Genomic DNA, 25,399 nt, shown 5'->3' with positions numbered 1-25,399 from the left:
GAAAGAGCCGTAGCCCTCGCTCGACGTCTGCCGGAACCGCCCGGCGGGAACAAGCGAGGGCTACGGACCCAGCGAACACGCATGGGAGAGCCTTAACTTAAGAAGTCAGCAAAACTTCGTAAGCTTTTCTCACCATCGATCATCTGATCTACACGAGGCTCTCACCTTTAGCTGATCTTTACTTCGACACGCCGGTGTCACTGCCCGGACGCGCGGACGGCCTGTGTGATCGCGTCGGCCACCGCCGCCGGGAGCGAGGCGCCCGGCTCGACCGCGGTGACGTTGCCGGCCTTGCCTCCGGCTGCGGTTGACGCCCCGTCGATCAGGACGAACCGCACCTCGGGGTGTTCGGCGGCCGCCGCTCGGGCGACTCGCGCCTGTGGGGCGCCGACCGCGACCAGGACGCCGCAGTGGCGCTGCATCAGGCTGTTGAGGAAGGGCTGGGTGTTGGCCTCCGACTGGGCGCCCGTCACCGGCACGTAGTTGATCCGGGCACGCGTCTGAAGCGACGCCCGCTGCATGCCGCGCCATGCCGAGGCGGCGTCGGTGCCCTGCGCGATGCCCTTGTCACCGGTCAGCAGGCAGGCGTCGAACTCCTTGTACTGGCGGGCGCGGGTGTCCGGCGGGCCGTCCTGCCGTCCGGTGAGCCGGACCCATGTGACGGCCGCCACCGCGACCAGCAGGACGGCACCGGCGGCGATCCACGCCCTCCGGTCGCGCGACAGCCGGGCCGCGGCCGTCATCGCGCGCAGGAGGCCCAGCCTGTACCGGTTCTCCGGCGCCTTCTTGTTCGCGCGCCAACCGCGCCGGGTCTTCACTGCCGTCTTCCTCTGTCCTTCGGGTGTCGGATGGGGTGCGCACGGGAGGGCGCGGAGCGAGCGGGGCACAAAAATCGGCGGCGGCCGGAGTCTCTCCGTCCGCCGCCGACCGCGACCGGGGTCAGCCCGTGATCAGCAGGACCGCCAGGAGTACGGCGCCCGCCAGGGCCGGGATCAGGATCTCGTAGGACCAGCGGGTGGTGATCTCGCCCTGGGCGTGGTCCGCCTCGCCGTGGCGTTCGTGGAGGTCGCGGAGGTCGTCCATGATCTTGTCGGTCTCGGCGCGGGCCAGGGCGCCCGCGACGTCGGGGACGGACGCGTCCCCGCCGAACAGGCCGAAGCGGGGTCCGGCGAAGGGGCCGCCGCCCCCGCGGGCCGCCTGTGCCGCCGCCTTCGCCCGCTTGTTGGCCGCGCGCTTGCGGGCGCGCAGCGAGACCGGGATCGCCCAGAGCTGGACCTTGGCGCCGGAGGTGGCCAGCGCCTCGTTGGAGTAGCCCGAGCGCAGGGTGGCCACTTCGCCCCAGGGCAGGACGATCACCCGGAAGGGGTTGCGGACCCGGAGGCGCTCCTGGTCGGCGAAGACCGCCGGGCGCAGGGTGAACGCCGTCACCAGTGGCACGACCAGGATCATCACGGCCAGCGCGAGCCACGGCACCCGGCCGTGGCCGCGGAACAGCGCGTCGCAGCCGAGCCAGACGACGAGGGCCAGCACGAGCACACCGCCCGCGATTCCCATCGGCGAACGGTAGATCCGGTCCCTGGTGGCGGGCACCACGGGCCGCGAGGCGGGTGACTGGTGGTCCGGGGTCGTCATGGCCCCGATTCTGCACGAAGGGGACGCGACCACCACCACCTGCCCCAAGACAGGAACGCATCCGTGACCTGGGCGGGTGTGACCCCCCACAACCCCACCCCTGGGGCTATACAGCCGCTACGCGCGTAGATATGCTCGTCTGGTGACCATGCCCTCCCCCAAGTCCTCGGCTTCGCTCGAACAGGGCGGTGCCCCCCTCGCGTCCCCCGCACAGTCTCTGGCCGACGTCACCGCGTCCGACAGCACGCTGCGCAGCTTCCTCCACGGGCTGCCCGGCGTCGACGCGGTCGGCCTGGAGGCGCGTGCCGCGTCGCTCGGTACCCGTTCGATCAAGACCACCGCGAAGGCGTACGCCATCGACCTCGCCATCTCGATGGTCGACCTGACCACGCTGGAAGGCGCGGACACCCCCGGCAAGGTCCGGGCGCTCGGCGCCAAGGCGGTCCATCCGGACCCCACGGACCGGACGACCCCGACGACCGCGGCCGTCTGCGTCTATCCGGACATGGTGGCCGTCGCCAAGGAGGCCGTCGCCGGTTCCGGCGTCAAGGTCGCCTCGGTCGCCACCGCCTTCCCGGCCGGCCGCGCCGCCCTCGGCGTGAAGCTGGCCGACGTGCGCGAAGCGGTCGCCGCCGGGGCCGACGAGATCGACATGGTCATCGACCGGGGAGCGTTCCTCGCGGGTGACTACCTCACGGTGTACGAGCAGATCAGGGCCGTGAAGGAAGCCTGCGGGACGAGCGCCCGGCTGAAGGTCATCCTGGAGACCGGCGAGCTCTCGACGTACGACAACATCCGCCGGGCGAGCTGGCTGGGCATGATGGCCGGCGGGGACTTCATCAAGACGTCCACCGGCAAGGTGGCGGTGAACGCCACCCCCGCCAACACCCTGCTGATGCTGGAGGCGGTCCGCGACTTCCGTGACCGGACCGGCGTCCAGGTCGGCGTGAAGCCCGCGGGCGGGATCAGGACGACCAAGGACGCGATCAAGTTCCTGGTCATGGTCCACGAGACCGCGGGCGAGGACTGGCTGGACAAGCACTGGTTCCGCTTCGGCGCCTCCTCGCTGCTGAACGACCTGCTGATGCAGCGCCAGAAGCTGGCCACCGGCCGCTACTCCGGCCCCGACTACGTGACGGTGGACTGATCACCATGGGTTCCCTCTTCGAGTACGCACCGGCGCCTGAGTCCCGCGCCGTCGTCGACATCGCCCCCTCCTACGGCCTCTTCATCGACGGCGAGTTCACCGACTCCGCCGACGGCAAGGTCTTCAAGACCGTCTCCCCCGCCACCGAGGAGGTCCTCTCCGAGGTCGCCCAGGCCGGCGAGGCGGACGTGGACCGCGCGGTCAAGGCGGCCCGCAAGGCGTTCGCCACGTGGTCGGCGCTGCCCGGCTCCGAGCGCGCCAAGTACCTGTTCCGCATCGCCCGCATCATCCAGGAGCGCAGCCGCGAGCTGGCCGTGCTGGAGACGCTGGACAACGGCAAGCCGATCAAGGAGACCCGCGACGCGGACCTCCCCCTGGTCGCCGCCCACTTCTTCTACTACGCGGGCTGGGCCGACAAGCTCGACCACGCCGGCTTCGGGGCCAGCCCCCGCCCGCTGGGCGTCGCCGGCCAGGTCATCCCCTGGAACTTCCCCCTGCTGATGCTGGCGTGGAAGATCGCCCCGGCGCTGGCCACCGGCAACACGGTCGTCCTCAAGCCGGCCGAGACCACCCCGCTGTCCGCCCTGTTCTTCGCGGACATCTGCCGCCAGGCGGGCCTGCCCAAGGGTGTCGTCAACATCCTGCCGGGCTACGGCGACGCGGGCGCGGCGCTGGTCGGACACCCCGACGTGAACAAGGTCGCCTTCACCGGCTCCACGGCCGTCGGCAAGGAGATCGCCCGCACGGTCGCGGGCACGGACAAGAAGCTCACGCTGGAGCTGGGCGGCAAGGGCGCCAACATCGTCTTCGACGACGCCCCGATCGACCAGGCCGTCGAGGGCATCGTCACCGGCATCTTCTTCAACCAGGGCCAGGTCTGCTGCGCGGGCTCGCGGCTGCTGGTCCAGGAGTCGGTCCAGGACGAGCTGCTCGACGCGCTCAAGCGCCGCCTGTCCACGCTGCGCCTCGGCGACCCGCTGGACAAGAACACCGACATCGGCGCGATCAACTCCGCCGAGCAGCTGGCCCGGATCACCGCGCTGGCGGAGCAGGGCGAGGCGGAGGGCGCCGAGCGCTGGTCCCCGGCGTGCGAGCTCCCGTCGTCCGGTTACTGGTTCGCCCCGACGCTGTTCACGAACGTCACCCAGGCGCACACCATCGCCCGCGACGAGATCTTCGGCCCGGTGCTGTCGGTCCTCTCCTTCCGCACTCCGGACGAGGCCGTAGCCAAGGCCAACAACACCCAGTACGGGCTGTCGGCCGGCATCTGGACCGAGAAGGGCTCCCGCATCCTGGCCGTCGCCGGCAAGCTGCGCGCCGGGGTCGTCTGGTCCAACACGTTCAACAAGTTCGACCCGACCTCGCCCTTCGGCGGTTACAAGGAGTCGGGCTTCGGCCGCGAGGGCGGCCGCCACGGCCTGGAGGCGTACCTCGATGTCTGAGAAGACCGAAAAGACCGAGCCGCGGCTGTCGGTCTTCAAGACCTACAAGCTGTACGTCGGCGGGAAGTTCCCGCGTTCGGAGAGCGGCCGGGTGTACGAGGTGACCGACTCCAAGGGCAACTGGCTGGCCAACGCCCCCCAGTCGTCCCGCAAGGACGCCCGTGACGCGGTCGTCGCCGCCCGCAAGGCCTTCGGCGGCTGGTCGGGCGCGACCGCGTACAACCGCGGTCAGGTGCTGTACCGGGTGGCCGAGATGCTGGAGGGCCGCAAGGAGCAGTTCGTCCGCGAGGTCGCCGAGGCCGAGGGCCTGTCCCGGGCGAAGGCCGCCGCCGTCGTGGACGCGGCCGTCGACCGCTGGGTCTGGTACGCCGGCTGGACCGACAAGATCGCCCAGATCGTGGGCGGCGCCAACCCGGTCGCGGGCCCGTACTTCAACCTCTCCTCGCCCGAGCCGACCGGCGTGGTCGCCGTGCTGGCCCCGCAGGACTCGTCCTTCCTGGGCCTGGTCTCGGTGCTGGCCCCGGTGATCGCCACCGGCAACACCGCGGTCGTCGTCGCCTCCGCGAAGGCCCCGCTGCCCGCCCTGTCGCTCGGCGAGGTACTGGCCACCTCCGACGTGCCGGGCGGTGTCGTCAACATCCTGTCCGGCGCGACGGCCGAGCTGGGCGCGCCGCTCGCCGCGCACCAGGACGTCAACGCGATCGACCTCGCGGGCGCCGGCGCCGAGCTGGCGAAGGAGCTGGAGATCGCGGCGGCGGACAACCTGAAGCGCGTCCTGCGTCCACAGCCTGTGGATTACTCGGCGACTCCCGGCATCGACCGCATGACCGCGTTCCTGGAGACCAAGACGGTCTGGCACCCCACCGGGGCGCTGGGCGCGTCGGGCTCGTCGTACTGAGCACACACGAGAGCCGCGCCGTCCCTTCACCTCGAAGGGGCGGCGCGGTTTCGCGTGGGTCAGCCCTTGGGGGTGAGGAGCCCCAGGGCCTGCCCGACGACCGGGACCGCGCCGAAGGACGGGGCCTGGGCGATCGGGGCGGTCAGCGCCAGGGTGTTGAGCGGCTTGAAGTCGGCGATGGTGGTGCCGATGCCGTTGTTCAGCGGGTCGGTGCCGGTGCCGGCCAGCGGGTTGGGCTTGAGGCCGGCGATGGTGCCGGTGGCGTAACCGACGGACGTGGACAGCGCGTTCACCCCGGACTGCGGGTTGATGTCGCCGATGTCGGCGGAGCGCAGCGGCGGCACGTCCACCAGCGGTGCGGCCGTCCCGGCGTGGGCCGTGCTCGCGCCCGCCGCCAGGGCGGCTCCGGCCGAGGCGAGGGCGATCAGGGCGCGCCGTGCGGCGGGCTGACGGGGGGACCGGGGTGCGGAATGTCGGGCCATCGGTGGTGCCGCCTTCTGGTGCGCAGGGTAATACGGTCGACACGTAGGGTAGTTGAGATGTGACGCGCGCTCCAATGCGGACCCGCGGGGTCGGCAGGACGGCCACCATGCGTCAAACTGGTGTTCCGTGAGCATCCATCCCCCGTCCCCCGCCCGTGTGGTGCTGCTGTGCGGCCCCTCCGGTTCGGGCAAGTCACTCGTCGCCGCCCTCTCCGGGCTGCCTGTGCTGCGCCTCGACGACTTCTACAAGGAGGGCGACGACCCCACCCTGCCGCTGGTGGACGGAAGCTCGGACATCGACTGGGACCATCCGGAGTCCTGGGACGCCGACGTGGCCCTGGCGGCGATCGCCCGCCTGTGCGCGTCCGGCGCGACCCCGGTGCCGGTGTACGACATCTCGCTGAGCGCCCGTACCGGCGAGGACACCCTGAGCATCGGCCGTACCCCGCTGTTCATCGCCGAGGGCATCTTCGCCGCGGAGATCGTCGAGCGCTGCCGTGAACTCGGACTGCTGGCGGACGCGCTGTGCCTGACCCGGGGTCCGGTCACCACCTTCCGGCGCCGCTTCCTGCGCGATCTGAAGGAGGGGCGCAAGTCGGTGCCGTTCCTGCTGCGCCGGGGCTGGCGGCTGCTGCGCGCGGAACGCTCGATCGTGTCCCGCCAGGTGGCCCTGGGCGCCCACGCCTGCGGCCGGGACGAGGCGCTGAGCCGGATGGCGGCGGCCGCCGCGGGCCGGCAGGTACGGCAGCAGACGGCGGCGTGACGGACGCGGACATGCGGAAGCGGGACTGTGCGGCCCCCCAGCCGTCCAGCCCCGCCTCCGGGTGATCCCCCGTTTCCCCCGTGGTTCCCCCGTGTCTCCCCTTACGGGTTCCCGCGCGGACCCTCCCCCCGGTGGGCCCCCGCGATTCCCCGTTTCCCCTCGGGCCGAGCCGTGACGGCTCGTTCCCCCCGTTCCCCCGTGGGTCCGTCCCCCGACGGACCCGTCCTTCAGGCCACCAGCTCGCCGAAGGCGTCCTCGTGGTCCCGGCCGAAGCTCAGGACCTCGTCCTCGCGCAGGCGCCGCAGCGAGCGCCAGATGCTGGACTTCACCGTGCCGACGCTGATGCCGAGTATGTCGGCGATCTCCGGGTCGGTACGGCCCTCGTAGTACCGCAGCACCAGCATGGTGCGCTGCGGCTCGGGCAGCCGGGCGAGCGCCTGCCACAGGACGGCGCGCAGCTCGGTGCCGCGCATCGCGTCCGTGCCGGCGGGCGTCTCCGGCAGTTCCTCGGTCGGGTACTCGTTCAGCTTGCGGCGGCGCCACGCGCTGATGTGCAGGTTGGTCATGGTGCGGCGGAGGTACCCGCCGACCGCGGCCTTGTCGCTGATCCGCTCCCACGCCCGGTAGGTCGAGAACAGCGCGCTCTGCAGCAGGTCCTCGGCCTCGAAGCGGTCGCCGGTCAGGTGGTAGGCGGTCGCGTACAGGGAGGCGCGGCGCTCCTGGACGTAGGCGGTGAACTCCGCCTCCGTCAGCGAGCGACGCTCCCCCGGTTCCTCCCCGTGCGCGCTTCCCCCGTGCCCCTCCCCCGTGCGGGCGTCGAGCACCGTGATGTAACCGGTGTGCTGACGCCCGGTGCCGCGGGCGCACCCCCGTACTCCCTGGGACTCGCGGCCGCGTACCGGCAGCGTGGTCCCGGCACCGGACTTCCCGGAATTCTCCGCCCCCCGGTGTGCGTCGTGCAGACGCGTGACCACTGCGCTGGTGCTCATGCCGTGCGGCGTGTTCATCTCGCGCTCCCCGTCGTGGACTTCCGGTGCTCTCCGTGGCCGGTGGTGCTTTCCCGCCTGCCGAAAAGCTTGCCGACCGTCCTTCATCACCGTGTCCGCCGACTGTCACAGACCTGTCACAGGGGGCGGAGCGGGCGGGTCGGACCCGCTCCCGGCGGGCGGGAGCTGGCAAGGGGCCGTTTTGGTACGCCGTGTCCGGCTCGCGTCCGCCGCCGAAGAACCCGGGGTGGCACGGGTCGTACGACAGGCGGTGCATGGGCCAGAATGAGCCCGTGCCTTCCCTGTTGCTGATCGAGGACGACGACGCCATCCGTACGGCCCTTGAGCTGTCCCTGACGCGCCAGGGGCACCGGGTCGCCACCGCCGCGAGCGGCGAGGACGGCCTGAAGCTGCTGCGTGAGCAGCGCCCCGACCTGATCGTGCTGGACGTGATGCTGCCGGGCATCGACGGGTTCGAGGTGTGCCGCCGTATCCGGCGCACCGACCAGTTGCCGATCATCCTGCTGACCGCGCGCAACGACGACATCGACGTGGTGGTCGGGCTGGAGTCCGGCGCCGACGACTACGTGGTCAAGCCGGTGCAGGGCCGCGTGCTGGACGCCCGTATCCGGGCCGTGCTGCGGCGCGGGGAGCGCGAGTCCAGTGACTCGGCGACCTTCGGCAGCGTCGTCATCGACCGGTCCGCGATGACCGTGACCAAGAACGGCGAGGACCTCCAGCTCACCCCGACCGAGCTGCGGCTGCTGCTGGAGCTGAGCCGCCGGCCGGGGCAGGCGCTGTCCCGGCAGCAGTTGCTGCGGCTGGTGTGGGAGCACGACTACCTGGGCGACTCACGTCTGGTGGACGCGTGTGTGCAGCGGCTGCGGGCGAAGGTGGAGGACGTGCCGTCCTCCCCGACCCTGATCCGCACGGTCCGTGGTGTCGGCTACCGCCTGGACGCCCCTCAGTGAGCGAGCGCGGGGGATTCGGCCGCTGGACGGCCGAACGGGGGAGGAAGCTGGCCGGACTGCGGTTCACCAGTCTGCGGCTGCGGCTGGTGCTGGTCTTCGGGCTGGTCGCGCTGACGGCCGCCGTCTCCGCGTCGGGCATCGCGTACTGGCTCAACCGGGAGGCGGTGCTCACCCGCGCCCAGGACGCGGTGCTGCGCGACTTCCGGCAGGAGATGCAGAACCGGGCGGGCGCGCTGCCCACCCGCCCCACGCAGGACGAACTCCAGCGTGCCGCGGGGCAGATGGCGGGCAGCAGCCAGCGCTTCAGCGTGCTGCTGGTGGCCCGGGACCCCGACGGCCGCACGGTGTACGGCGGTTCGGGCGGCCTGAGCGGCTTCTCGCTGAAGGACGTGCCCCCGTCGCTGCGCGCGGCGGTGAACAAGCGGCAGAAGACGACCGGCTCCAACAAGTCGCCCTACCACCTGTACTGGCAACGCGTCACCGAACACGGCACGCCCTTCCTCGTGGCCGGGACGAAGGTGGTCGACGGCGGCTCGACCGGCTACATGGCGAAGTCGCTGGAGCCGGAGGCCAAGGACCTCAACTCCCTCGCCTGGTCGCTGGGTATCGCCACCGCGCTCGCCCTGATCGGCTCGGCCCTGCTCGCACAGGCCGCCGCCACGACCGTACTGAAACCCGTGCACCGCCTCGGAGTCGCCGCGCGAAGGCTCGGCGAGGGGCGGCTCGACACCCGGCTGCGGGTCACCGGCACCGACGAACTCGCCGATCTGTCACGGACGTTCAACAACGCGGCCGAGGCGCTGGAGAAGCGGGTCGCGGACATGGCCGCCCGTGACGAGGCCTCCCGCCGCTTCGTCGCCGACATGTCGCACGAACTGCGCACCCCGCTGACCGCCATCACCGCCGTGACGGAAGTGCTGGAGGACGAGCTGGAGTTCGAGGGCGGCGGCATCGACCCCATGGTCGAGCCCGCGGTACGCCTGGTGGTCAGCGAGACCAAGCGGCTGAACGACCTGGTCGAGAACCTGATGGAGGTCACCCGGTTCGACGCGGGCACCGCCCGGCTGGTCCTGGACGACGTCGACATCGCGGACCAGATCACCGCCTGCATCGACGCCCGCGCCTGGCTGGACGCCGTCGAGCTGGACGCCGAGCGCGGCATCCACTCCCGGCTCGACCCGCGCCGCCTGGACGTCATCCTCGCCAACCTGATCGGCAACGCCCTCAAGCACGGCGGTTCCCCGGTGCGGGTCTCGGTGCGCATCGACGGCGACGACCTGCTGATCGCGGTACGCGACCACGGTCCCGGCATCCCCGAGGAGGTGCTGCCGCACGTCTTCGACCGCTTCTACAAGGCCAGCGCCTCCCGGCCGCGTTCGGAGGGCAGCGGGCTCGGCCTCTCCATCGCGCTGGAGAACGCCCACATCCACGGCGGGAAGATCACGGCCGCCAACTCCCCCGACGGCGGCGCGGTCTTCACGCTCCGGCTGCCGCGCGACGCCTCCCGCCTGACGGAGGAGTCCGGCGGCGACGAGAAGGGCGACTCCCTGGCCGGGGGCGGCGGCGGGGAGGGCGCGTGAGCGGGCGGGCGGTACGAGGGCTGCTGGCGCTGCCCCTGCTGGGCGCGCTGCTCACCGGCTGTGGCATCCGGCCGACGGAGGTGCCGACCGACTTCGGCGGGGCGCCGTCGCGGGTGCCCTGTTCGCCGGCCGGGTCCGGGCAGGCCACCCAGTCGCCGGAGGGGGTGCCGGTGCAGGTGTTCCTGCTCTGCGGGGCCTCGCTGGTGACCGTGGACCGGTCGGTGCGGGTGCCGGAGGGCACGCCGGACGCCCGGCGCCGGGTCATGGTCGCGCAGGGTCTGCTGGACCAGCTCGCCGCGGCGCCCTCCGCCGGGGAACGCGCCGCGGGCTACCAGACGCGGGTACCGGGCGGCATCACCGTCACCGGGCCGGGCCGCGCGGAGCCCGAGGAGGCGCTGCGCCTGAGCACCGCCCCGGACAGGCTGGGCTCCCCCGCGCTCGCCCAGGTGGTGTGCACCTTCTCCGACTCGGCTGCGGCGGAGGGCGACGGCTCGGTGGTCCTGGCGGGTCCGGCCCCGGCCGCGCCGCGCCGGTACGAGTGCACGGAGGGCGTGCGCGACCAGCCGGGCAGGGTCCGGCCCCCGTCCGGGTCCGTCGCGTCGAACTGAGGCGAGGCTCCGCCCGGTGCCCGTGTGGCGCACGCCTCACCGGGGCGGGGGGCGCGGAGGCGGAACCGTTCGAGCACGGCGTGGCGTCTTGGGGGACGTGCAGCGTCAAGGCTCCATCGGCGGCAGCGCCGCGAACCGCATCCGAGTGACCGGGGCAATCCTCCTCGTCGCGCATCTCGCGCTCGTCGCCTGGCTGACGCTGCGGCCCCTGGACGTGCCGTGGGTGCGCCCCGCCAACCTCCGCCCGCTGGCCGGGCTGCGCGCCGACCTGGCGCTGGGCTGGCCCGAGGCGGGGCTCCACATCGGTGAGGGCCTGGCCCTGCTGGCTCCGCTGGGCGTCCTGCTGCCCATGGCCGACGGCCGGCTCAGCGTGTCCGCTTTCGCTTCCCTGTTCCGTACGGCTGCCGCCGGTGCCCTGATCTCGCTGGGGATCGCCCTGTTGCAGACGGGGGTGCCGGGGCGGGTGGTGGATGTGGACGTGCTGCTGCTGAACACGGTGGGCGTGTCGCTGGCCCACCTGACGGTGGTCCCCGCGGGGCGGGCCTGGCTGCGGAGGCGGCTGGGCGTCGGCGGTGTACCGCAGGAGGGGTACGGACACCGGGGCGGGCGCGGCGGCCTCGGGGGTGTCCCCGACGCCGTCTTGGGTGGCCTGTCCGGTGGTCGCGAGGGGTATCCGGCCGGTGGGGCGCGCGGGGCCGACCGGGTCGCCGGGGCCGGCGTCGCGGGTCCGGCCGGGGCCGGGTCGAGCGTGCGCGGGGAGTTCTCTCAGGGGCGGACCCCGACGATTCCCAGGGTCGGTATCGCCCCTTAGAGTGATGCTTCTCCCCCTTCGTCTCCGTACCGTTGGGCATACGACGACAGACGGGGGCGCGGCAATCGGCCCGTCCCGGCAGGCGGCCCGGTCGCGGGCCGACGACGACGGAGGAGCCCGCCATGACCGCCCTTGCCCGCCCCACCCACGGCCGCATGATCGGCGGCGTGTGCGCCGCGCTGGCCCGGCGTTTCGGTATGTCGGCGGGGACGATGCGGGTGATCTTCCTGGTGTCCTGCCTGCTGCCCGGCCCGCAGTTCCTGCTCTACATAGCCCTGTGGATCCTGCTGCCCTCCGAGGACAAGGCCCACACCACCGCTTGGTGAGCGAGCCACCCGGCCGCGTTCCGCGCACGCGAAACGCCGCCGAGGTCGTCCCGGAGAGCACCGGACGGCCTCGGCGGCGTCGTGTGTGGCCCTCGCGCGTGGGGAGCGGCGCGCGGGGCGGGTGTCAGCCGAGCGGGATGCCGTTGAGGCCCAGGCCGTGGGTGGGCAGGCCCTGCACCGGCAGACCGCCGAGCAGTCCGGCGACGGGCGCGGTCGGCCCCTGGGCGAGCACCTTCTGCACGGCGGGGCGCGCGGTGTTCAGCCCGCCGCCGATCACACCCTGCCCCTGGGAGACGGCCTCGGCGGCGCCGGGCAGCACCTGGGTGACGTTCGCGGCCGGCAGCGTGTGGGCGACGGAACCCACGACGGGCAGGGCGTCCGGGGCGAGCGGAGCCGCCTCGGCCGCGCCCGCGCCGGCGGCGGCGAAAGCGGCCCCGAGGGCGGCGACACCGAGGGTCTTGGCAGCAGACTGCTTCATGGTGAATGCGTCCTTGAATACGGAGACATGGATCACGGATGATCCGAGCGGTCCATGACCGTAAACACCGCGGAGCGCCCACCGCAATCACCGAAATGCGGACGGCCGGTGAACGTCTGTACGCATTCTCCGGGCGCGCGATGAGTAATACAGACACTCTCTTCCCGCATAGGCGCTGGTGACAGCGGCGGGCGGGAACGGCCGTTCGGGCGGGCGCCCTTCACATCCGGGACGGGTGAAGTCCCGGACCGCCGTGGACCGTTCATCGAAAGGAATGAACCTTGATTTCATCGCATTGACTTCCGAACCGGCACCGGAAATCGAGCGTGCGGACGGGCCCCTCGACAGGGTGCGCGTATTCCGGCCGTTCACACAGTGGCGCGATCCGTACCCCGTGCGCGTCGATACGCAATGGTGACCGCCGGGAAGGGTTTCGTACACCGCGGCTTCTGACAGTGTTCTGCCATGGGACAGCAAGCGACGACGCCGGTCCGGACGGCCAGGCTGGGCAAGGCGGTCGGCCCCGCGCCGGGCGCGGTCAGCGGAGCGGTACTGGTGCTCCCCGGCGGTGACGAGGTCTCCACCCGCAGGCCGTCCCCACTCCTGCCCGGCACCTTCGCCCGCGCCCTGGCCCGCAGCCTGGCCCGCGCCGGCCGGGATGACGGGCTCGCCGTCCACCCGGTCCACTACCGCTACCGCGGCTGGAACGGCGCCGAGGCGCACCTCGCGGCGGACGCCGGCTGGGCGGCGGACGAGGTGGTGCGGCGGTACGGGGACGTGCCGGTGTGCCTGGTCGGGCTGGACATGGGCGGCCGGGCCGCGCTGGGCGCCGGGGGCCACGAGGCGGTCAACTCGGTGGTGGCGATCGCCCCTTGGCTGCCGGAGGAGGGCGCGGACGCCGACGAGCCGGTCAAGCAGCTGGTGGGGCGCCGGGTGCTGGTCGCGCACGGCACGAACGACGAACGGTGCGATCCGGAGCTGTCCTTCCGGCTGGCGGCCCGCGCGAAGAAGGTGAACCGGGAGGTGTGCCGGTTCGAGGTGCACTCCGACGGTCACGGGCTGCACCAGCACCGGGACGAAGTGCTCGCGCTGACCGTGGACTTCGCCCTGGGCGCCCTGTTCGGCAGCCCGCTGTCCCGCCCGGTGGAGGACGCGCTCGCGGCGCCGCCGCCGATAGGGCTGCGGATGCCACTGGCGTCGGGGTTCGGTAAGTCGCTGCGCAGGTAGCCGGGTTCAGGAGGGGAGCAGACCGCCCCGCCTGGAGAGCAGGAACTTCTTGAAGGCGGTCACCGGCGGGGTGTCCGGCCGGTCGGCCAGCCAGGCGACGCCGATCTCGCGGACCGCCCGCGGCGCGGTCACCGTCAGCTCCACCACACCCGGCCGGGGCACGGTGGGCGGCGGCAGCAGGGCGACCCCGAGTCCCGCGGCCACCAGCCCGCGCAGCGTCTCCGCCTCCTCCCCCTCGAAGGCGACCCGGGGCCGGAACCCCGCCTCGCGGCACAGGTCGTCGGTGATGCGGCGCAGGCCGTAGCCGGGCTCCAGGGTCACGAAGGTCTCGTCGGCCGCCTCCGCGAGCCGGACGCGGCGGCGCCCCGCCAGCCGGTGGTCGGCCGGGACGACCAGGCGCAGCTTCTGCTCGTCCAGCCGCCGGGCGACCAGATCGGGCGCGTCCGGCACCGGGGAGGTGAGGCAGAGGTCCAGCTCGCCCGCCCGGAGCCCCTCCAGCATGGCCTCGCCGTAGTTCTGCACCAGGCTGAACCGGACCCGGGGATGGTCGGCGCGGAAGGCGTGCAGCAGACCGGGTACGGTCTCGGGGCCCATGGTGTGCAGGAAGCCGAAGGCGACCTTGCCGGTGGCCGGGTCGGCGTCCGCGCGGACCTCCTCGGCGGCCCGTTCGACCTCGGCGAGGGCGCGTTCCACCGAGCCGAGGAAGGTGCGCCCGGCCGGGGTGAGCGAGACGGTGCGGCCGTGCCGGGCGAACAGGCCCACCCCGAGGTCCTGCTCCAGCCGGACCATCGCCCGGGAGAGGGTGGACTGCGGCACGTTCATCTCGTGCGCGGCGCGGGTGACGTGCTCGGTACGGGCCACCCCGGCGAAGTAGGCGAGGCGGGGCGCGAGCAGCAGCGCCATGTCTTCTGTGTCACCGGACGGTGACAGGCGCGTCTGTGACCTTCGCTGATGCTCCATGGGAACGATTATGGCGATTCCATGCATTGGACGGATGAGTGGGCGCGTCCGTAGTTTCGAGGCATGCCTCCCGCCAGTACCGGGGCGTCCCTCACCGTGGACGCCCGCACGCCCGTCCCCTCCCCCGAGACCTCCGCTCCGGACCCGGCCCCGGCCGACTCGCGGCTGACGCCCGGCGGCCCCGGCTACCGCCGGATGAGCTTCGCCCTCTTTCTCGCGGGCGTGGCGACCTTCGCGCTGCTGTACTCCACCCAGGCCCTGCTGCCGCTGATCTCCGACGACTACGGGGTGGCGGCCGGCGAGGCGAGCTGGACCGTGGCGGCGGCGACCGGCGGGCTCGCGTTGTTCGTACTGCCGATGAGCGCGCTGTCGGAACGGTTCGGCCGCCGGACCGTGATGACGGCGTCCCTGATGGTCGCCGTCGGCGTCGGCCTGCTGGTGCCGTTCGCGCCGTCCATCGGCGCGCTGGTCGCGCTGCGGGCCGTGCAGGGCGCCGCCCTGGCCGGGCTGCCCGCCTCGGCGACGGCGTACCTGGCCGAGGAGGTCCGGCCGAAGGCACTGGTCACGGCGATCGGCCTGTTCGTCGCGGGCAACAGCGTGGGCGGCATGAGCGGCCGGGTCATCACCGGCTGGGTCGCCCAGGAGTGGGGCTGGCGGATCGCCGTCGGGGTGATCGGCCTGGTCGCGGTGGGCTGCGCGGTGGCGTTCCGGCTGCTGCTGCCCGCGCCCCGGCACTTCGAGGCCGGTTCACTGCGCCCCCGCGTGCTGGCCCGCGCGGTCCGCGACCACCTCTCCTCCCCGCTGCTGCGCCGCCTGTACGCGATCGGCGCGCTGTTCATGACGGTGTTCGGCGGCGTGTACACGGTCATCGGCTACCGGCTGACCGAGGCGCCGTTCTCCCTGCCGCAGGGCATCATCGGCTCGATCTTCCTCGTCTACCTGGTCGGCACGGTCTCCGCGTCGTCGGCGGGCCGGCTGGTGGGCCGCCTCGGCCGCCGGGGCGCGCTGTACACGGCGGGCGGCACGACGGCGGCGGGCCTGCTGCTGTCGCTGGTGCCGTCCCTGCCGCTCGTCCTGCTGGGCCTGGTGCTCATCACGGCCGGCTTCTTCGCGGGCCACGCGGTCGCCTCCTCGGCGGTCGGGAAGACGGCCACGCACGGCCGCGCCCAGGCGACCGCCCTGTACCAGTCGTCGTACTACATCGGCTCCAGCGCGGGCAGCACTCTCGGCGCGCTCGCCTTCCATTCCGGTGGCTGGGCGGGCACGGTCGGCGTCGGCCTGCTCGCCGTCGCGGGGGTCGTCGCGATCACCGCGCTGGGCACCCTCGCGGCCCGTACCGCCGCGCGCCGGGAGGCCGTACCGGCGCACTGACCCGGTGCGCACGCCCGCCCGCGCCTCGGGTTTCCCCACTCCGGGGGCCATTGTCAGTGGGCTGCGGTAGCTTCCGGAGTACTGGGGCGCGACGGCGCGCGTACGGGACGGCCACAGGGGTGGGTGGACGATGAGTGAGGGCACGGCGACGGCGGACCTCGATGTCGCACTGGAGAAGCACCGGACCGAGCTGACCGGGTACTGCTACCGGATGCTCGGTTCGTCCTTCGAGGCGGAGGACGCGGTACAGGACACGCTGGTGCGGGCCTGGCGGAGTTACGACAAGTTCGAGGGCCGGTCCAGTCTGCGGTCCTGGCTGTACCGGATCGCCACCAACGTCTGTCTGGACATGCTGGCCGCGGGCAACAAGCGGGCCCGCCCGATGGACCTCACCGAAGCGACCCCGCTCACCCGGGCCGCGCTCTCCCCGCGCCCGGACCACACCTGGCTGGAGCCGGTGCCGGACGCGCGGGTGCTGCCCGCGGTGACCGACCCGGCGGAGGCGGCGGTGGCCCGCGAGTCGATCCGGCTGGCGTTCATGGCGGCGCTCCAGCAGTTGCCGCCCAAGCAGCGGGCGGTGCTGATCCTGCGCGAGGTGCTGGCCTGGCGGGCCAGTGAGGTGGCCGAGCTGCTCGGCACCACGGTCGCCTCGGTCAACAGCGCCCTCCAGCGGGCCCGCGCCACCCTCGCCGAGCGCGCGGACCCCGGCGCCGAGGCCGCGGTCTCCGACCCCCTGGACGAGGAGCAGAAGCAGCTCCTGGAGCGCTATGTGAAGGCGTTCGAGGGGTACGACATGACGGCACTGACCGCCCTGCTCCACGAGGACGCGGTGATGACGATGCCGCCGTTCGACCTCTGGCTGCTCGGCCCCGCCGACATCACCGGCTTCATGTCCACCATGGGCGCCTCCTGCGCGGGGTCCCGCCTCCTCCCGGTCCAGGTTAACGGCCTCCCCGGTTTCGCCCACTACAAGCCCGACCCGGAAAAGGGCGGCTTCACCCCCTGGGCGGTCCAGGTACTGGAGATCTCAGGAGGCCGCATCACGGGTTTCCACTGTTTCCTCGACACCCCCCGGTGGTTCCCCCTGTTCGACCTCCCCCTCCACCTGGATGCCGAGCCCGACGAGGCCGAGCAGGGCGCGTAGCGCGGGCGCGGGGTCGCGCAGGGCTATCCGCCCGCCGCCCCGGCGGGCGGCCAGCTCCAGCCGGGCGAGCAGGTCGACCTGCGCCAGCCCCGGCGGCCCCAGCCCTGCCACGTCACAGACGACGACCCCGCTGCGGGAGGCCAACCCCCGCACCACATCGGACAGCCCCGCCACCTCATCGCGGGTGACGGGGCCACGCAGCACGCACACGGGGTCGGTCCTGGGGTCCACGTTGGGTAGACCGCGGGGACGGCCACAACTCATCGCACGGTGGCGAGCCCCGCGCGCGGACGCGCCCGGATCCGCTCGACGAGCGCGCACACGCTTCAGCGGAATAACGATGGAGAGCCGATAGATGAAGTCTTTGCGAAATTCACCGGTGGCGCAGAACTCGACCTCGCGGCCGATGTAGGGCTCCAGCGCGGTGGCGAGCGTGGAAGTCGGCCACACCTTCAGATCGACGCGGGCGTTGTCGCGGTCGCTCACCCCAGTGCAGATACGTCGCGGTCTTTTCCCTCAGAAAACGGCTCCCCCCGACCCCTTTGTCGCCTCAGGATGAATCGGACGGAATCCAGCAGTCCAAATGTGGTGAAGGGCCGGCCGCGCCGCGCACCGCCCGTCGGCCCACTCGAGGCGCGGCCGGCGTGCACGGCGCGACGCAATCGGGACAAACCCGCTCAGTCGAAGACCATTTGACGCACTCTACGGGCATTGACGAATCGTCAAAACGCTTGACACGCACTCGGCCCACCCCTACGTTGACGTCGCGTCGCGGATGACGCCACAGGGGGGCTTTGCGAGGACTCAAGTACGTGGCGGAGATGTATCTGGTCGCTCGATCACGGGACCTCTGCCAGCCCCGAAGCCGTGATCCACTTCGCGATAACCGGCCTGATGGCCCGACGTTTCGTCGGTGAAGCCACCACGAACAAGCACCGACAGAAAGCGCCTTCCGGCAGCCGTAAATAATTCTTGTGGGTGCCAAACCATATCGGTACAGTGGGGCCGCTGCTCACAGTGGAAGTCGATCGGGCACGGCGCGGTCAGGGCTCAACGGGGGATTCAAAGTGAGACGAGCACACTTAGCCACACAGGTCCGTCACGCCCTCTGTCACCACTCGCGATGGGTGACAGAGCGTGAGTGACACCTTCATACGCAGACTCGCGGTCAATCGCAGCGGCGCCGGGCTGCTGCTCGTCGGTCTCGTCGATGCCACCGGGACCGGCCTCTATCTGGCGGGGTCGGCGCTGTTCTTCACCAGGATCGTGGGCCTCTCCACCAGCCAGGTGGGTCTGGGTCTTTCCGTAGCAGGCGTGCTCGGCATCCTCGGCCCCATCCCCTTCGGCAGACTCGCCGACAGGTGGAGTCCCCGGGCGGTGCTTATGCTGCTCCATCTGTGCTGCGCCGCGGGCTTCGCCTCCTACGTCCTGGTGGACGGCTTCGTCTCCTTCATGGTCGTCGCCGGACTGCTGGGGATCGCGGAGCAGTCGGCCCGGCCCATGAGCCAGGCGCTCGTGGAGCAGGTGGTCGGCGAGGAGTCCCGCAACGCCATGGCCGCCAGATTCCGGGTCGTCTACAACGTGGGCTACACGGGCGGCGCGCTCCTCGCGGCGCTCGCCATCCAGATCGGCACCCGATCCTCGTTCCTGACCATCATGATCGGCGACGCCGTCTCCTTCATCCTGTCCGCGACGCTGCTGGCCTTCCTGCGGCTTCGGCCCGCCGACCGGTCCGCCCGCTCTTCCAGGGGCGTCTCCTCGCTGCGCCTGCCGGCGCTGCGCGACCGGTGGTACACGGCGGCCACAGGAGTCAACGCACTGATGCTGCTCCACATGGCGCTGCTCAGCGTGGGCGTCCCCCTCTGGATCACCACACACACCCGGGCCGACGACTCGCTCGTCGCGATCCTCCTGGTGGTCAACACCGTGATCGCCATCCTGCTCCAGGTCAGGGTGGCGCGCGGTACGGAGAAGGTGACCGGGGGCATCACGGCCATGCGCAGAGCCGGCGTCGCCCTGGCCCTGTCCTGCGCCTGCTTCGCGGCGGCCGCGTACGCCCACTCCGCGGTCGAGGTGACAGTCGTACTCCTGGCCGGCATCGTCCTTCTCACCTTCGGGGAGATGTTCCAGTCCGCCGCGCAATGGAGTCTGTCCTTCGGGCTCGCGCCCACTCGTTCCCGGGTCGAATACCTGGCAACCTTTCACATCGGTTCCAGCGTCCAAGTAGCCGTGGGGCCTCTTTTGATGACGGTGGGCGTCATCAACAACGGAACAGCCGGGTGGGCAGTGCTCGCCGCCGTATTTCTTCTGACTGGAATGGCGGTACGGCCGGTCGCGGCTGCGGCAGCTCGAAGGCCCCAACTCGTCGATAAGGAACCCACCGATTCAGGTGCACCTGAATTGGGGATTCCCACCCCTCCACGTCCCTAGTCGATCACACGTCTAGTCAAAACTCCGTCAACTCTGCGAGTCGACGTGACAACCATTCGACCTGCAGTTGGTGTGCGTCCGGGGCCCTGCGGGGCCGGCCAGCGAGTTCACTATCCAGGGGTATCAACCATGCGCAGGATCAAAGACGACCAACATTACGGCTGCATCGGGGTCGGTGCCGGACCCGCCAATCTGAGCCTTGCGTCCCTCCTGTACGGCGACACGGCGATCCCCACTCTCTTCCTCGACCAGAAGCAGTTCTTCACCTGGCACGACGGGCAGCAATTGCCGGACACCACGCTCCAGGTGTCGATGTTCAAGGACCTGGTGAGCCTCGCGGATCCCATCAACCAGTTCTCGTTCCTGTCGTACCTGCACGACCAGGGCAAGATCTACCACTTCATCAACGCGCAGTTCGACGCGATGCCCCGCAGGGAGTACCGCAACTACCTGAACTGGGTGTGCGAACGGAACGAGAACGTCGTCTTCGGAGAGCGGGTGCTCTCCGTCGACTTCGACAAGACCTTCGTGGTGGAGACCGACCGCCGGACAGTGACCGCCGACAACGTCTCCATCGGCATGGGCACCAGCCCGTGGGTCCCGCCCGTGGCCATGGACCTGCTCGGCGACGACCAGTTCCACGTCTGCGACGTCGTGGAGAAGGCGCGGAGCCTCGGCGGGAAGCGCGTGTGCGTGGTGGGCGGAGGCCAGTCGGGCGCGGAGGCGTTCCTCGACCTCATCTCCCGCCCCCCCGGGGAGCGACCGCGGCGTGTGTCCTGGATCGCCCGGCGCCGCAACTACTTCCCCATCGATGACACGCCGTTCACCAACGACTTCTACATGCCCGGCTATTCGGACCACTTCGCCCTCCTCGACAAGGCGATCCGCCAGAAGCTCAACGCCGACCACGTACTGACGAGCGACGGCATCTCCGGCTCCACGCTGCGCGAGATCTACCAGCGCATCTACATCCACCGGTTCACCGAGGGCAACGAGGATCTCTTCTCGCTGCTGCCCGGCCGCGAGGTCACCAACGTCAGGCGGGGCACGGCGGGCGACTGGTCCGTCGAGATCCGGGACATCGACCACCCCGGCGTGGCCACGAACGTCGAGGCCGATGTGATCATCTGGGCGACCGGCTTCCGGCCCGCGCCGATGACCGTCCTCGAGCCCGTCGCGGACCGTCTGCAGCGGGAGGACGGCGAACTCCGCATCGACAAGAGCTTCGCCGTGCAGTGGGACGGCCCGGCCGACCGCAACATCTTCGTCCACAACGCCGCTCCTCAGCAGCGCGGCCTGGCGGACCGCAACCTGAGCCTCATCGCCTGGCGGAGCCAGCGGATCGCCGAGCGGATACGCGGCGTCCGCAAGGACGACCAACTGGACTCCTTCATCGAATGGGCGGCCAAGCCCGAGGTCCCCGAGACGATGCGGGAGATGCACGGATGACCGACGCCGACATCGCCGTCATCGGCGGTGGCGTCATCGGCTGTCTCATCGCCCGCGAGATAACGACGCGTGCGCCGCAGAGCCGAGTGGCCGTCATCGACCGGGATGTCGTGGCCTGCGGCGCCACCAGACGATCGGCCGGGCTGCACTTCCCCCGCGGCACGACACCACGGGTCCGGGAGATGGCGGACCTCAGCCAGACGTCCTACGAGGAGCTGCTCGGCGACGAACCGTCCCTGCCCATCCACCCCTTGGCCCTGAGCGTCCTCTCCTCGAACGCCGCGGGCGTCGAGCGCACCTACCTCGGTCGGGCCGGCCTCACGCCGGCGCAGGACGTCCACGGCGGGCTGATCACTGTGCCCCGGGGGACGTCGGTCTGGACCGGCCGGGGCTGCCATTACGCCGATGTCGGGGCGCTCACCGAAGCCCTGGCCCGGCACCTGCGCCCGCGGGTCGCCTTCCGCGAGGGGACGAGGGTCACCGCGGTCGAGCCCGGCTCCGCCGCGGTGACGCTGCGGCTCTCCACCGGTGAGTCGTTCAGCGCGTCCAAGGCCGTGCTCGCACCCGGTCCCTGGCTCGCCGACCCGGCGTGGCGTTCGCTGGTCGAGCCGCTAGGCGCCCGGGTGAAGAAGGTCATCGCCCTGCACGTCGACGGGGTACCGGAAGCGCACGCCGGCGCCGTGGTGTTCGAGGACGAGGACGCCTTCCTGCTCCCGCTGCACCACCGCGGCCACTGGCTCTTCAGCTACACGTGCCAGGAATGGGACGTGGAGCCCGACGACATCGCCGAGGGGATCTCGGCGGCCCATCTGGCCGAGGCGCGCGCGTGCCTCGAGCGCTACGCGCCGGGCCTGGCCGCGCGCGCCACATCGGGCCGCGTCTTCTGCGACGCCTACAGCCCCACCCGGGAACCGCTCGTGCGTGCCCTCGACGACAGCGCACGCGTCGTCTTCGCGGGCGCGGCCAACGGGTCCGGCTACCGACTCGCCCCCGCCATCGCCGCCGAGACCGCCGATCTGCTGCGGATCCTCCCCGGACAAAGGAAATCAGCGTGAAAGTCCACCACTTCGCCCCCGACGATCTGTCCGCCGCGTTCGGCATCGACATGAGCACGGTCACCGGCCTCGGCCCGGGCGCCGGCTGGGGCCGGGTCGTGCCGGGAGGCAGAAGCGACGCGCACCAGCACGACGAGATCGAGGTCTTCGTCATCGTCAAGGGCACGGGCGAGCTCGTGGTGGACGGCGAGCGCACCCCCGTGGGACCCGGCGTGGTCGCCATGTTCGAGCCGTTCGAGACCCATGTCATCGAGAACGTGGGCACGGAGGATCTCGTCTTCTTCGACCTGTACTGGCGCGATCCCGCCCGCGCGGTCCGGGCGGCCGGTGCGGGAGCGGCGGAGCGGCGGCGCTTCGGGCAGCGCCCGGTCTTCGTCTTCTCCACTCCCCCGACGCCCAACGGCGACCTCCACCTCGGCCACCTGTCCGGCCCGTACCTGGGTGCCGACGCCTACGTGCGCTTCCAGCGCATGAACGGGGTCGATGCCTGGCACCTCACCGGCAGTGACGACTACCAGAGCTATGTGGTCGACCGTGCGCGGCGCGACGGCCGGAAGCCGGCCGAGACCGCCGCCCACTTCTCGGCCGAGATCGCCGCCACCCTCGCGCTGATGGACATCCGGCCCGATCAGTACACCGCCACCGACACGGACGCCACCTACCAGGACGGGCTCCGCGCGTTCTTCTCCCGGGTGGCGGCGTCCGGGCGGGTGGCCCTGCGCGAGACGCCCGCGCTGTTCGATGCCGAGACGGGCGACTACCTCTACGAGGTCGGCGTCGCCGGCGGCTGCCCCGGCTGCGGGCAGCCGACCAACGGCAACATCTGCGAGGAGTGCGGCGAGCCCAACGTCTGCGCGGACCTGGCGGACCCGCGGACCCGGCGCTCCGGCGAGGCTCCCCGGCGCGACGACGTCGCCCGCTACTGCCTCCCCTTGCACGAGTTCGCCGACGAGGTCGCCGCCCACCACAGCCTGGGGCGGGTCCCGGCGCGACTGCGCGAGCTCGCCCACCGTGTCTTCGCGCGGCCACAGCTGGACCTGCCGCTCACGCATCCTTCCCAGTGGGGAGTGGCGCCCGCCGAGGCGGGCGGCGAGGACCAGGTCATCTGGGTGTGGCCGGAGATGTCGTACGGCTTCCTGCACGGCATCGAGGCGCTGGGGCGCGGCCTGGACAGGGACTGGCGGGCCGGGGCACCGCAGCAGGACTGGAAGATCGTGCACTTCTTCGGGTACGACAACAGCTTCTACCACTCGCTGCTCTACCCCGTGCTCTACAAACTGGCCCACCCCGGCTGGGAGCCGGACATCGACTACCACGTCAACGAGTTCTACCTGCTGGAGCAGCAGAAGTTCTCCACCAGCCGCAGGCACGCGGTGTGGGGCAAGGACGTGCTCAGCGCCGACAGTGTCGACGCGGTCCGGTTCTTCCTCTCCCTGACCCGCCCGGAGGGGCGGCGCACCAACTTCGATCCCGCCGTCTACGACACGGTGCTCAGGGACACGCTGATCGGCGGCTGGCAGAGCTGGCTGAACGAACTGGGCACTCGGGTCGCCGACGGGTACGGCGGCCAGGCACCGGACGCCGGAGTGTGGACGCCGGAGCAGACGGCGTTCCTGGACCGGCTCACCGTGCGGCTGGCCGCCGTGACCCGCAGCCTCGGCCAGGACGGCTTCTCGCTGAACCAGGCGGCGGAGGAACTGAACGGCGTGGTCGAGGACGTACGGCGGTTCACCGGAGCCGAGTACGCCGTGGCCGGCGTCGACCGCTGGGACGACCACACCAGGACCACCGTCGCCCTGGAGCTGGCCGCGGCCCGGCTGCTGGCGCTCGCCGCGGCCCCGGTCATGCCCCGGTTCGCGGAGCGGCTGGCGGCTGCTCTCGGCCTGGCCGAGGCCGGCGTGTGGCCGAGCACGGTGGAGCTGCTGCCCGCCGGTACGAATGTCCGGCTCACCGACGCGGTCTTCTTCCGCCCGGCCGGGACACCGGAGGAAGCCGGTGTCTGACGAGATCGCGGGAGCCGACACCGCCGGTGAGCCGGTCATCGATGTCGTCAACACCCTCTCGCTCGTGGCGAACACGGACACACGGCACCGTCTGCACCACCACGTCGCGGGCGAGCTGCGCTCCCTCACCCTGGCCGAAGTCGACGCCCGGGCCGTCAACGTCGCCCACCACCTGCGCGCTCTCGGCGTACAGGCGCGGGACCGCGTCGGCATCCTCTCCCGCAACAGCCTGGAATGGGTGCTGCTCGATCTCGCCCTCATCAAGCTCGGCGCCATCACCGCGGGCTTCGAACCCGGACGCTTCGACGCGGATCGGGTGCTCCAGGACTACGGCCTGAAGCTGCTGTTCACCGAGGACGCCGGTGACGGCGGCGCGCGGCAGGACATGGCCCGTGTCGCCGCGTGGGCCGACGACTTCTCCCATCACGGCGAACTCCCCTTCCACGAGGGGTACGACCCCGCCGACATCCTCTCCGTCAAGTTCACCTCCGGCAGCACCGGGAGCCCCAAGGGCCTGGAGGTCACGGTCGCCAGCGTGAACAGCTCCCTGCACGAGGTGCAGCGGGTGTTCGCCCACGGCGACGGCGACAACCTGCTGACGTTCCTGGGCAACTGGTTCCTGCAGCAGCGTTACTGGATCTATTCGGCACTGGTACGCGGCCACGACGTGACCATCGCCCGCATCGACGACGCCGTGGAACTGGCACAGGCGGCGTCTCCGACCGTCATCATGGGCGTTCCCGGGTTCTACGAAGGGGTGAGGGCCCGACTGGAGGCCAGGGGCCTGCCGACCGACGCGGACAAGCGGCGGGAGCTCATCCAGGCGGAACTCGGCGGGCGCGTCCGCTACCTGTGGACCGGCTCCGCCCCGGCGAGCCGCACGGTGCTGGAGTTCTTCAACGAGGGCGGGGTGCCGCTCTACGAGGGTTACGGGCTCAACGAGACCTGCATCGTGGCGAAGAACCACCCGGGCGCCTTCCGCCTGGGCAGCGTCGGCAAGGTCCTGCCGAACAAGACGGTCAGGTTCGACCGCGACGGCATCCTGATCGTCGGCAGCAGGCACCCGGTGAACCAGCGCTACACGTGGTGCGCTCCGGGGGTCAACGAGAAGATGTTCCTGCCCACCGGCGAGGTGAAGACGTACGACGTCGGTCACATCGACGAGGACGGCTTCCTCTTCATCCACGGCCGCGTGGACGACATCCTCACCGTCGGCCTCGGCTACAACGTCCTGGCGCCGCCGATCGAGGAGGAGATCCGGCGGCATCCCGCGGTGCACGACTGCGTGCTCTACGGCAACGGGAAGGACTTCCTCTCCGTCGTCATCTCACCCGCGTCCCCCGCACCGGACCTGGCCGCGCTGAGCCGGCACGTGGCCGAGGTCAACACGGGCCAGAAGGACGAGGGGAAGATCCACGGCATCGTGATCGCGGCGGAGCAGTTCTCGATGGAGAACGGCCTGCTGACGACGCAGTTCAAACCAAGGCGGCGGGACATCCATCAGCGTCACGCCGACGACTTGTCCCGCATCTACCAGAACCACTCCGGGTCCGGGACCGCCCCTTCGGCGGAGCACCCACTCGTCATCGTGGCGTCAGGGGCCGAGCCCGAACCCGCGGAACCAAAAGGAAACTAA

At 71.4% G+C, this 25,399-nt stretch carries 23 protein-coding genes and 1 pseudogene; 17 read left to right on the top strand and 7 right to left on the bottom strand.

The annotated features are described in order from the left end of the window. Positions 1-197: 197 nt before the first annotated feature. Positions 198-818, bottom strand: a complete 621-nt coding sequence (locus EV284_RS08000; protein ID WP_242625623.1) for a BMP family ABC transporter substrate-binding protein — start codon at positions 816-818, stop codon at positions 198-200. A 121-nt stretch (positions 819-939) separates the two neighbouring features. Beyond that, the gene (locus tag EV284_RS07995) at positions 940-1,632 is read right to left on the bottom strand and encodes a PH domain-containing protein (protein WP_130331757.1); all 693 of its coding nucleotides are present in this window, start codon (positions 1,630-1,632) and stop codon (positions 940-942) included. Positions 1,633-1,780: 148 nt separating this feature from the next. Here EV284_RS07995 and deoC point away from each other — a divergent pair, with 148 nt between their 5' ends. From deoC to EV284_RS07980, 3 genes are read left to right on the top strand one after another with little or no spacing between them, the layout of a single operon-like run. Continuing rightward, complete coding sequence (gene deoC, locus EV284_RS07990; RefSeq protein WP_207229002.1) at positions 1,781-2,779, top strand: deoxyribose-phosphate aldolase; 999 nt, start codon at positions 1,781-1,783, stop codon at positions 2,777-2,779. A gap of 5 nt (positions 2,780-2,784) precedes the next feature. Further along, positions 2,785-4,221, top strand: a complete 1,437-nt coding sequence (locus EV284_RS07985) for an aldehyde dehydrogenase family protein (RefSeq protein WP_130331755.1) — start codon at positions 2,785-2,787, stop codon at positions 4,219-4,221. Next, on the top strand, positions 4,214-5,119 hold the full coding sequence (locus EV284_RS07980) for an aldehyde dehydrogenase family protein (protein WP_130331753.1): 906 nt from the start codon (positions 4,214-4,216) through the stop codon (positions 5,117-5,119). Before EV284_RS07985 ends, EV284_RS07980 begins: the two co-directional genes overlap by 8 nt. A gap of 59 nt (positions 5,120-5,178) precedes the next feature. Here the strand turns inward: EV284_RS07980 and EV284_RS07975 are convergent, their stop codons facing one another. Continuing rightward, entirely contained in the window at positions 5,179-5,601 is a 423-nt protein-coding gene (locus tag EV284_RS07975; RefSeq protein ID WP_130331751.1) for a hypothetical protein, read from the bottom strand. A gap of 127 nt (positions 5,602-5,728) precedes the next feature. Between EV284_RS07975 and EV284_RS07970 the strand changes: the two genes are divergently transcribed. Continuing rightward, positions 5,729-6,364 carry a uridine kinase gene (locus EV284_RS07970; protein ID WP_242625622.1) on the top strand — a complete coding sequence of 212 codons (636 nt, stop codon included), beginning with the start codon at positions 5,729-5,731 and terminating at the stop codon, positions 6,362-6,364. Positions 6,365-6,591: 227 nt separating this feature from the next. Here the strand turns inward: EV284_RS07970 and EV284_RS07965 are convergent, their stop codons facing one another. After that, positions 6,592-7,371 (bottom strand): SigE family RNA polymerase sigma factor, encoded by a 780-nt coding sequence (locus tag EV284_RS07965; RefSeq protein ID WP_130331749.1) that lies wholly within the window; start codon positions 7,369-7,371, stop codon positions 6,592-6,594. 272 nt (positions 7,372-7,643) lie between these two features. Here EV284_RS07965 and afsQ1 point away from each other — a divergent pair, with 272 nt between their 5' ends. The 5 genes and pseudogenes from afsQ1 to EV284_RS07940 all read left to right on the top strand — a co-directional run bounded on the left by afsQ1 (position 7,644) and on the right by EV284_RS07940 (position 11,646). Continuing rightward, positions 7,644-8,321 carry a two-component system response regulator AfsQ1 gene (gene afsQ1, locus EV284_RS07960; protein WP_158707462.1) on the top strand — a complete coding sequence of 226 codons (678 nt, stop codon included), beginning with the start codon at positions 7,644-7,646 and terminating at the stop codon, positions 8,319-8,321. Next, positions 8,318-9,901, top strand: a complete 1,584-nt coding sequence (locus EV284_RS07955; protein ID WP_165425479.1) for a HAMP domain-containing sensor histidine kinase — start codon at positions 8,318-8,320, stop codon at positions 9,899-9,901. The genes afsQ1 and EV284_RS07955 overlap by 4 nt, the downstream gene beginning before the upstream one ends. Beyond that, positions 9,898-10,509: a hypothetical protein gene (locus tag EV284_RS07950; RefSeq protein ID WP_130331747.1), complete on the top strand. Its 612-nt coding sequence runs from the start codon at positions 9,898-9,900 to the stop codon at positions 10,507-10,509. The genes EV284_RS07955 and EV284_RS07950 overlap by 4 nt, the downstream gene beginning before the upstream one ends. A gap of 97 nt (positions 10,510-10,606) precedes the next feature. Then, positions 10,607-11,068 (top strand): annotated as a pseudogene (locus tag EV284_RS33190) (VanZ family protein); the annotation flags it as partial. Between the two features lie 374 nt (positions 11,069-11,442). Further along, on the top strand, positions 11,443-11,646 hold the full coding sequence (locus EV284_RS07940) for a PspC domain-containing protein (RefSeq protein WP_130331743.1): 204 nt from the start codon (positions 11,443-11,445) through the stop codon (positions 11,644-11,646). A 124-nt stretch (positions 11,647-11,770) separates the two neighbouring features. Here the strand turns inward: EV284_RS07940 and EV284_RS07935 are convergent, their stop codons facing one another. Further along, positions 11,771-12,124, bottom strand: a complete 354-nt coding sequence (locus tag EV284_RS07935; protein ID WP_130331741.1) for an ATP-binding protein — start codon at positions 12,122-12,124, stop codon at positions 11,771-11,773. 465 nt (positions 12,125-12,589) lie between these two features. Here EV284_RS07935 and EV284_RS07930 point away from each other — a divergent pair, with 465 nt between their 5' ends. Further along, positions 12,590-13,351, top strand: coding sequence for an alpha/beta hydrolase (locus EV284_RS07930; protein WP_130331739.1), 762 nt, complete (start codon positions 12,590-12,592; stop codon positions 13,349-13,351). Positions 13,352-13,357: 6 nt separating this feature from the next. Here the strand turns inward: EV284_RS07930 and EV284_RS07925 are convergent, their stop codons facing one another. Next, positions 13,358-14,311 (bottom strand): LysR family transcriptional regulator, encoded by a 954-nt coding sequence (locus tag EV284_RS07925; RefSeq protein WP_130331737.1) that lies wholly within the window; start codon positions 14,309-14,311, stop codon positions 13,358-13,360. A 63-nt stretch (positions 14,312-14,374) separates the two neighbouring features. On the opposite strand from EV284_RS07925, the gene EV284_RS07920 reads away from it, so the two are divergent. Beyond that, complete coding sequence (locus EV284_RS07920; RefSeq protein WP_130331735.1) at positions 14,375-15,682, top strand: MFS transporter; 1,308 nt, start codon at positions 14,375-14,377, stop codon at positions 15,680-15,682. 130 nt (positions 15,683-15,812) lie between these two features. Continuing rightward, positions 15,813-16,826: a sigma-70 family RNA polymerase sigma factor gene (locus EV284_RS07915; protein WP_130331733.1), complete on the top strand. Its 1,014-nt coding sequence runs from the start codon at positions 15,813-15,815 to the stop codon at positions 16,824-16,826. Here the strand turns inward: EV284_RS07915 and EV284_RS07910 are convergent. Further along, entirely contained in the window at positions 16,710-17,090 is a 381-nt protein-coding gene (locus EV284_RS07910) for an STAS domain-containing protein (protein WP_130332942.1), read from the bottom strand. The genes EV284_RS07915 and EV284_RS07910 overlap by 117 nt on opposite strands. 873 nt (positions 17,091-17,963) lie before the next feature. On the opposite strand from EV284_RS07910, the gene EV284_RS07905 reads away from it, so the two are divergent. From EV284_RS07905 to EV284_RS07885, 5 genes are all read left to right on the top strand, one after another. Further along, positions 17,964-19,256 (top strand): MFS transporter, encoded by a 1,293-nt coding sequence (locus EV284_RS07905; RefSeq protein ID WP_130331731.1) that lies wholly within the window; start codon positions 17,964-17,966, stop codon positions 19,254-19,256. A gap of 129 nt (positions 19,257-19,385) precedes the next feature. Then, entirely contained in the window at positions 19,386-20,705 is a 1,320-nt protein-coding gene (locus EV284_RS07900) for a SidA/IucD/PvdA family monooxygenase (protein WP_130331729.1), read from the top strand. Further along, entirely contained in the window at positions 20,702-21,760 is a 1,059-nt protein-coding gene (locus tag EV284_RS07895) for an FAD-binding oxidoreductase (RefSeq protein WP_130331727.1), read from the top strand. Before EV284_RS07900 ends, EV284_RS07895 begins: the two co-directional genes overlap by 4 nt. Next, complete coding sequence (locus tag EV284_RS07890) at positions 21,757-23,763, top strand: class I tRNA ligase family protein (protein WP_130331725.1); 2,007 nt, start codon at positions 21,757-21,759, stop codon at positions 23,761-23,763. The genes EV284_RS07895 and EV284_RS07890 overlap by 4 nt, the downstream gene beginning before the upstream one ends. Further along, positions 23,756-25,399, top strand: a complete 1,644-nt coding sequence (locus EV284_RS07885; RefSeq protein WP_165425478.1) for an AMP-binding protein — start codon at positions 23,756-23,758, stop codon at positions 25,397-25,399. The genes EV284_RS07890 and EV284_RS07885 overlap by 8 nt, the downstream gene beginning before the upstream one ends.

Origin of the sequence: Streptomyces sp. BK022, from assembly GCF_004217355.1 — a bacterium.
Lineage (GTDB): Bacteria > Actinomycetota > Actinomycetes > Streptomycetales > Streptomycetaceae > Streptomyces > Streptomyces griseoluteus.
Note: the sequence above shows the minus strand (reverse complement) of the source record. Positions and strands in the feature narration are given on the sequence as shown.

Coding starts and splice junctions, on each gene's coding strand:
- EV284_RS07920 (WP_130331735.1), top strand. CDS start 14,375: ATGCCTCCCGCCAGTACCGGGGCGTCCCTCACCGTGGACGCCCGCACG.
- EV284_RS07915 (WP_130331733.1), top strand. CDS start 15,813: ATGAGTGAGGGCACGGCGACGGCGGACCTCGATGTCGCACTGGAGAAG.
- EV284_RS07940 (WP_130331743.1), top strand. CDS start 11,443: ATGACCGCCCTTGCCCGCCCCACCCACGGCCGCATGATCGGCGGCGTG.
- EV284_RS07935 (WP_130331741.1), bottom strand. CDS start 12,124: ATGAAGCAGTCTGCTGCCAAGACCCTCGGTGTCGCCGCCCTCGGGGCC.
- EV284_RS07980 (WP_130331753.1), top strand. CDS start 4,214: ATGTCTGAGAAGACCGAAAAGACCGAGCCGCGGCTGTCGGTCTTCAAG.
- EV284_RS07925 (WP_130331737.1), bottom strand. CDS start 14,311: ATGGAGCATCAGCGAAGGTCACAGACGCGCCTGTCACCGTCCGGTGAC.
- EV284_RS07995 (WP_130331757.1), bottom strand. CDS start 1,632: ATGACGACCCCGGACCACCAGTCACCCGCCTCGCGGCCCGTGGTGCCC.
- EV284_RS07975 (WP_130331751.1), bottom strand. CDS start 5,601: ATGGCCCGACATTCCGCACCCCGGTCCCCCCGTCAGCCCGCCGCACGG.
- EV284_RS07895 (WP_130331727.1), top strand. CDS start 20,702: ATGACCGACGCCGACATCGCCGTCATCGGCGGTGGCGTCATCGGCTGT.
- EV284_RS07965 (WP_130331749.1), bottom strand. CDS start 7,371: ATGAACACGCCGCACGGCATGAGCACCAGCGCAGTGGTCACGCGTCTG.
- EV284_RS07910 (WP_130332942.1), bottom strand. CDS start 17,090: ATGAGTTGTGGCCGTCCCCGCGGTCTACCCAACGTGGACCCCAGGACC.
- EV284_RS07985 (WP_130331755.1), top strand. CDS start 2,785: ATGGGTTCCCTCTTCGAGTACGCACCGGCGCCTGAGTCCCGCGCCGTC.
- deoC (WP_207229002.1), top strand. CDS start 1,781: ATGCCCTCCCCCAAGTCCTCGGCTTCGCTCGAACAGGGCGGTGCCCCC.
- EV284_RS07930 (WP_130331739.1), top strand. CDS start 12,590: ATGGGACAGCAAGCGACGACGCCGGTCCGGACGGCCAGGCTGGGCAAG.
- EV284_RS07900 (WP_130331729.1), top strand. CDS start 19,386: ATGCGCAGGATCAAAGACGACCAACATTACGGCTGCATCGGGGTCGGT.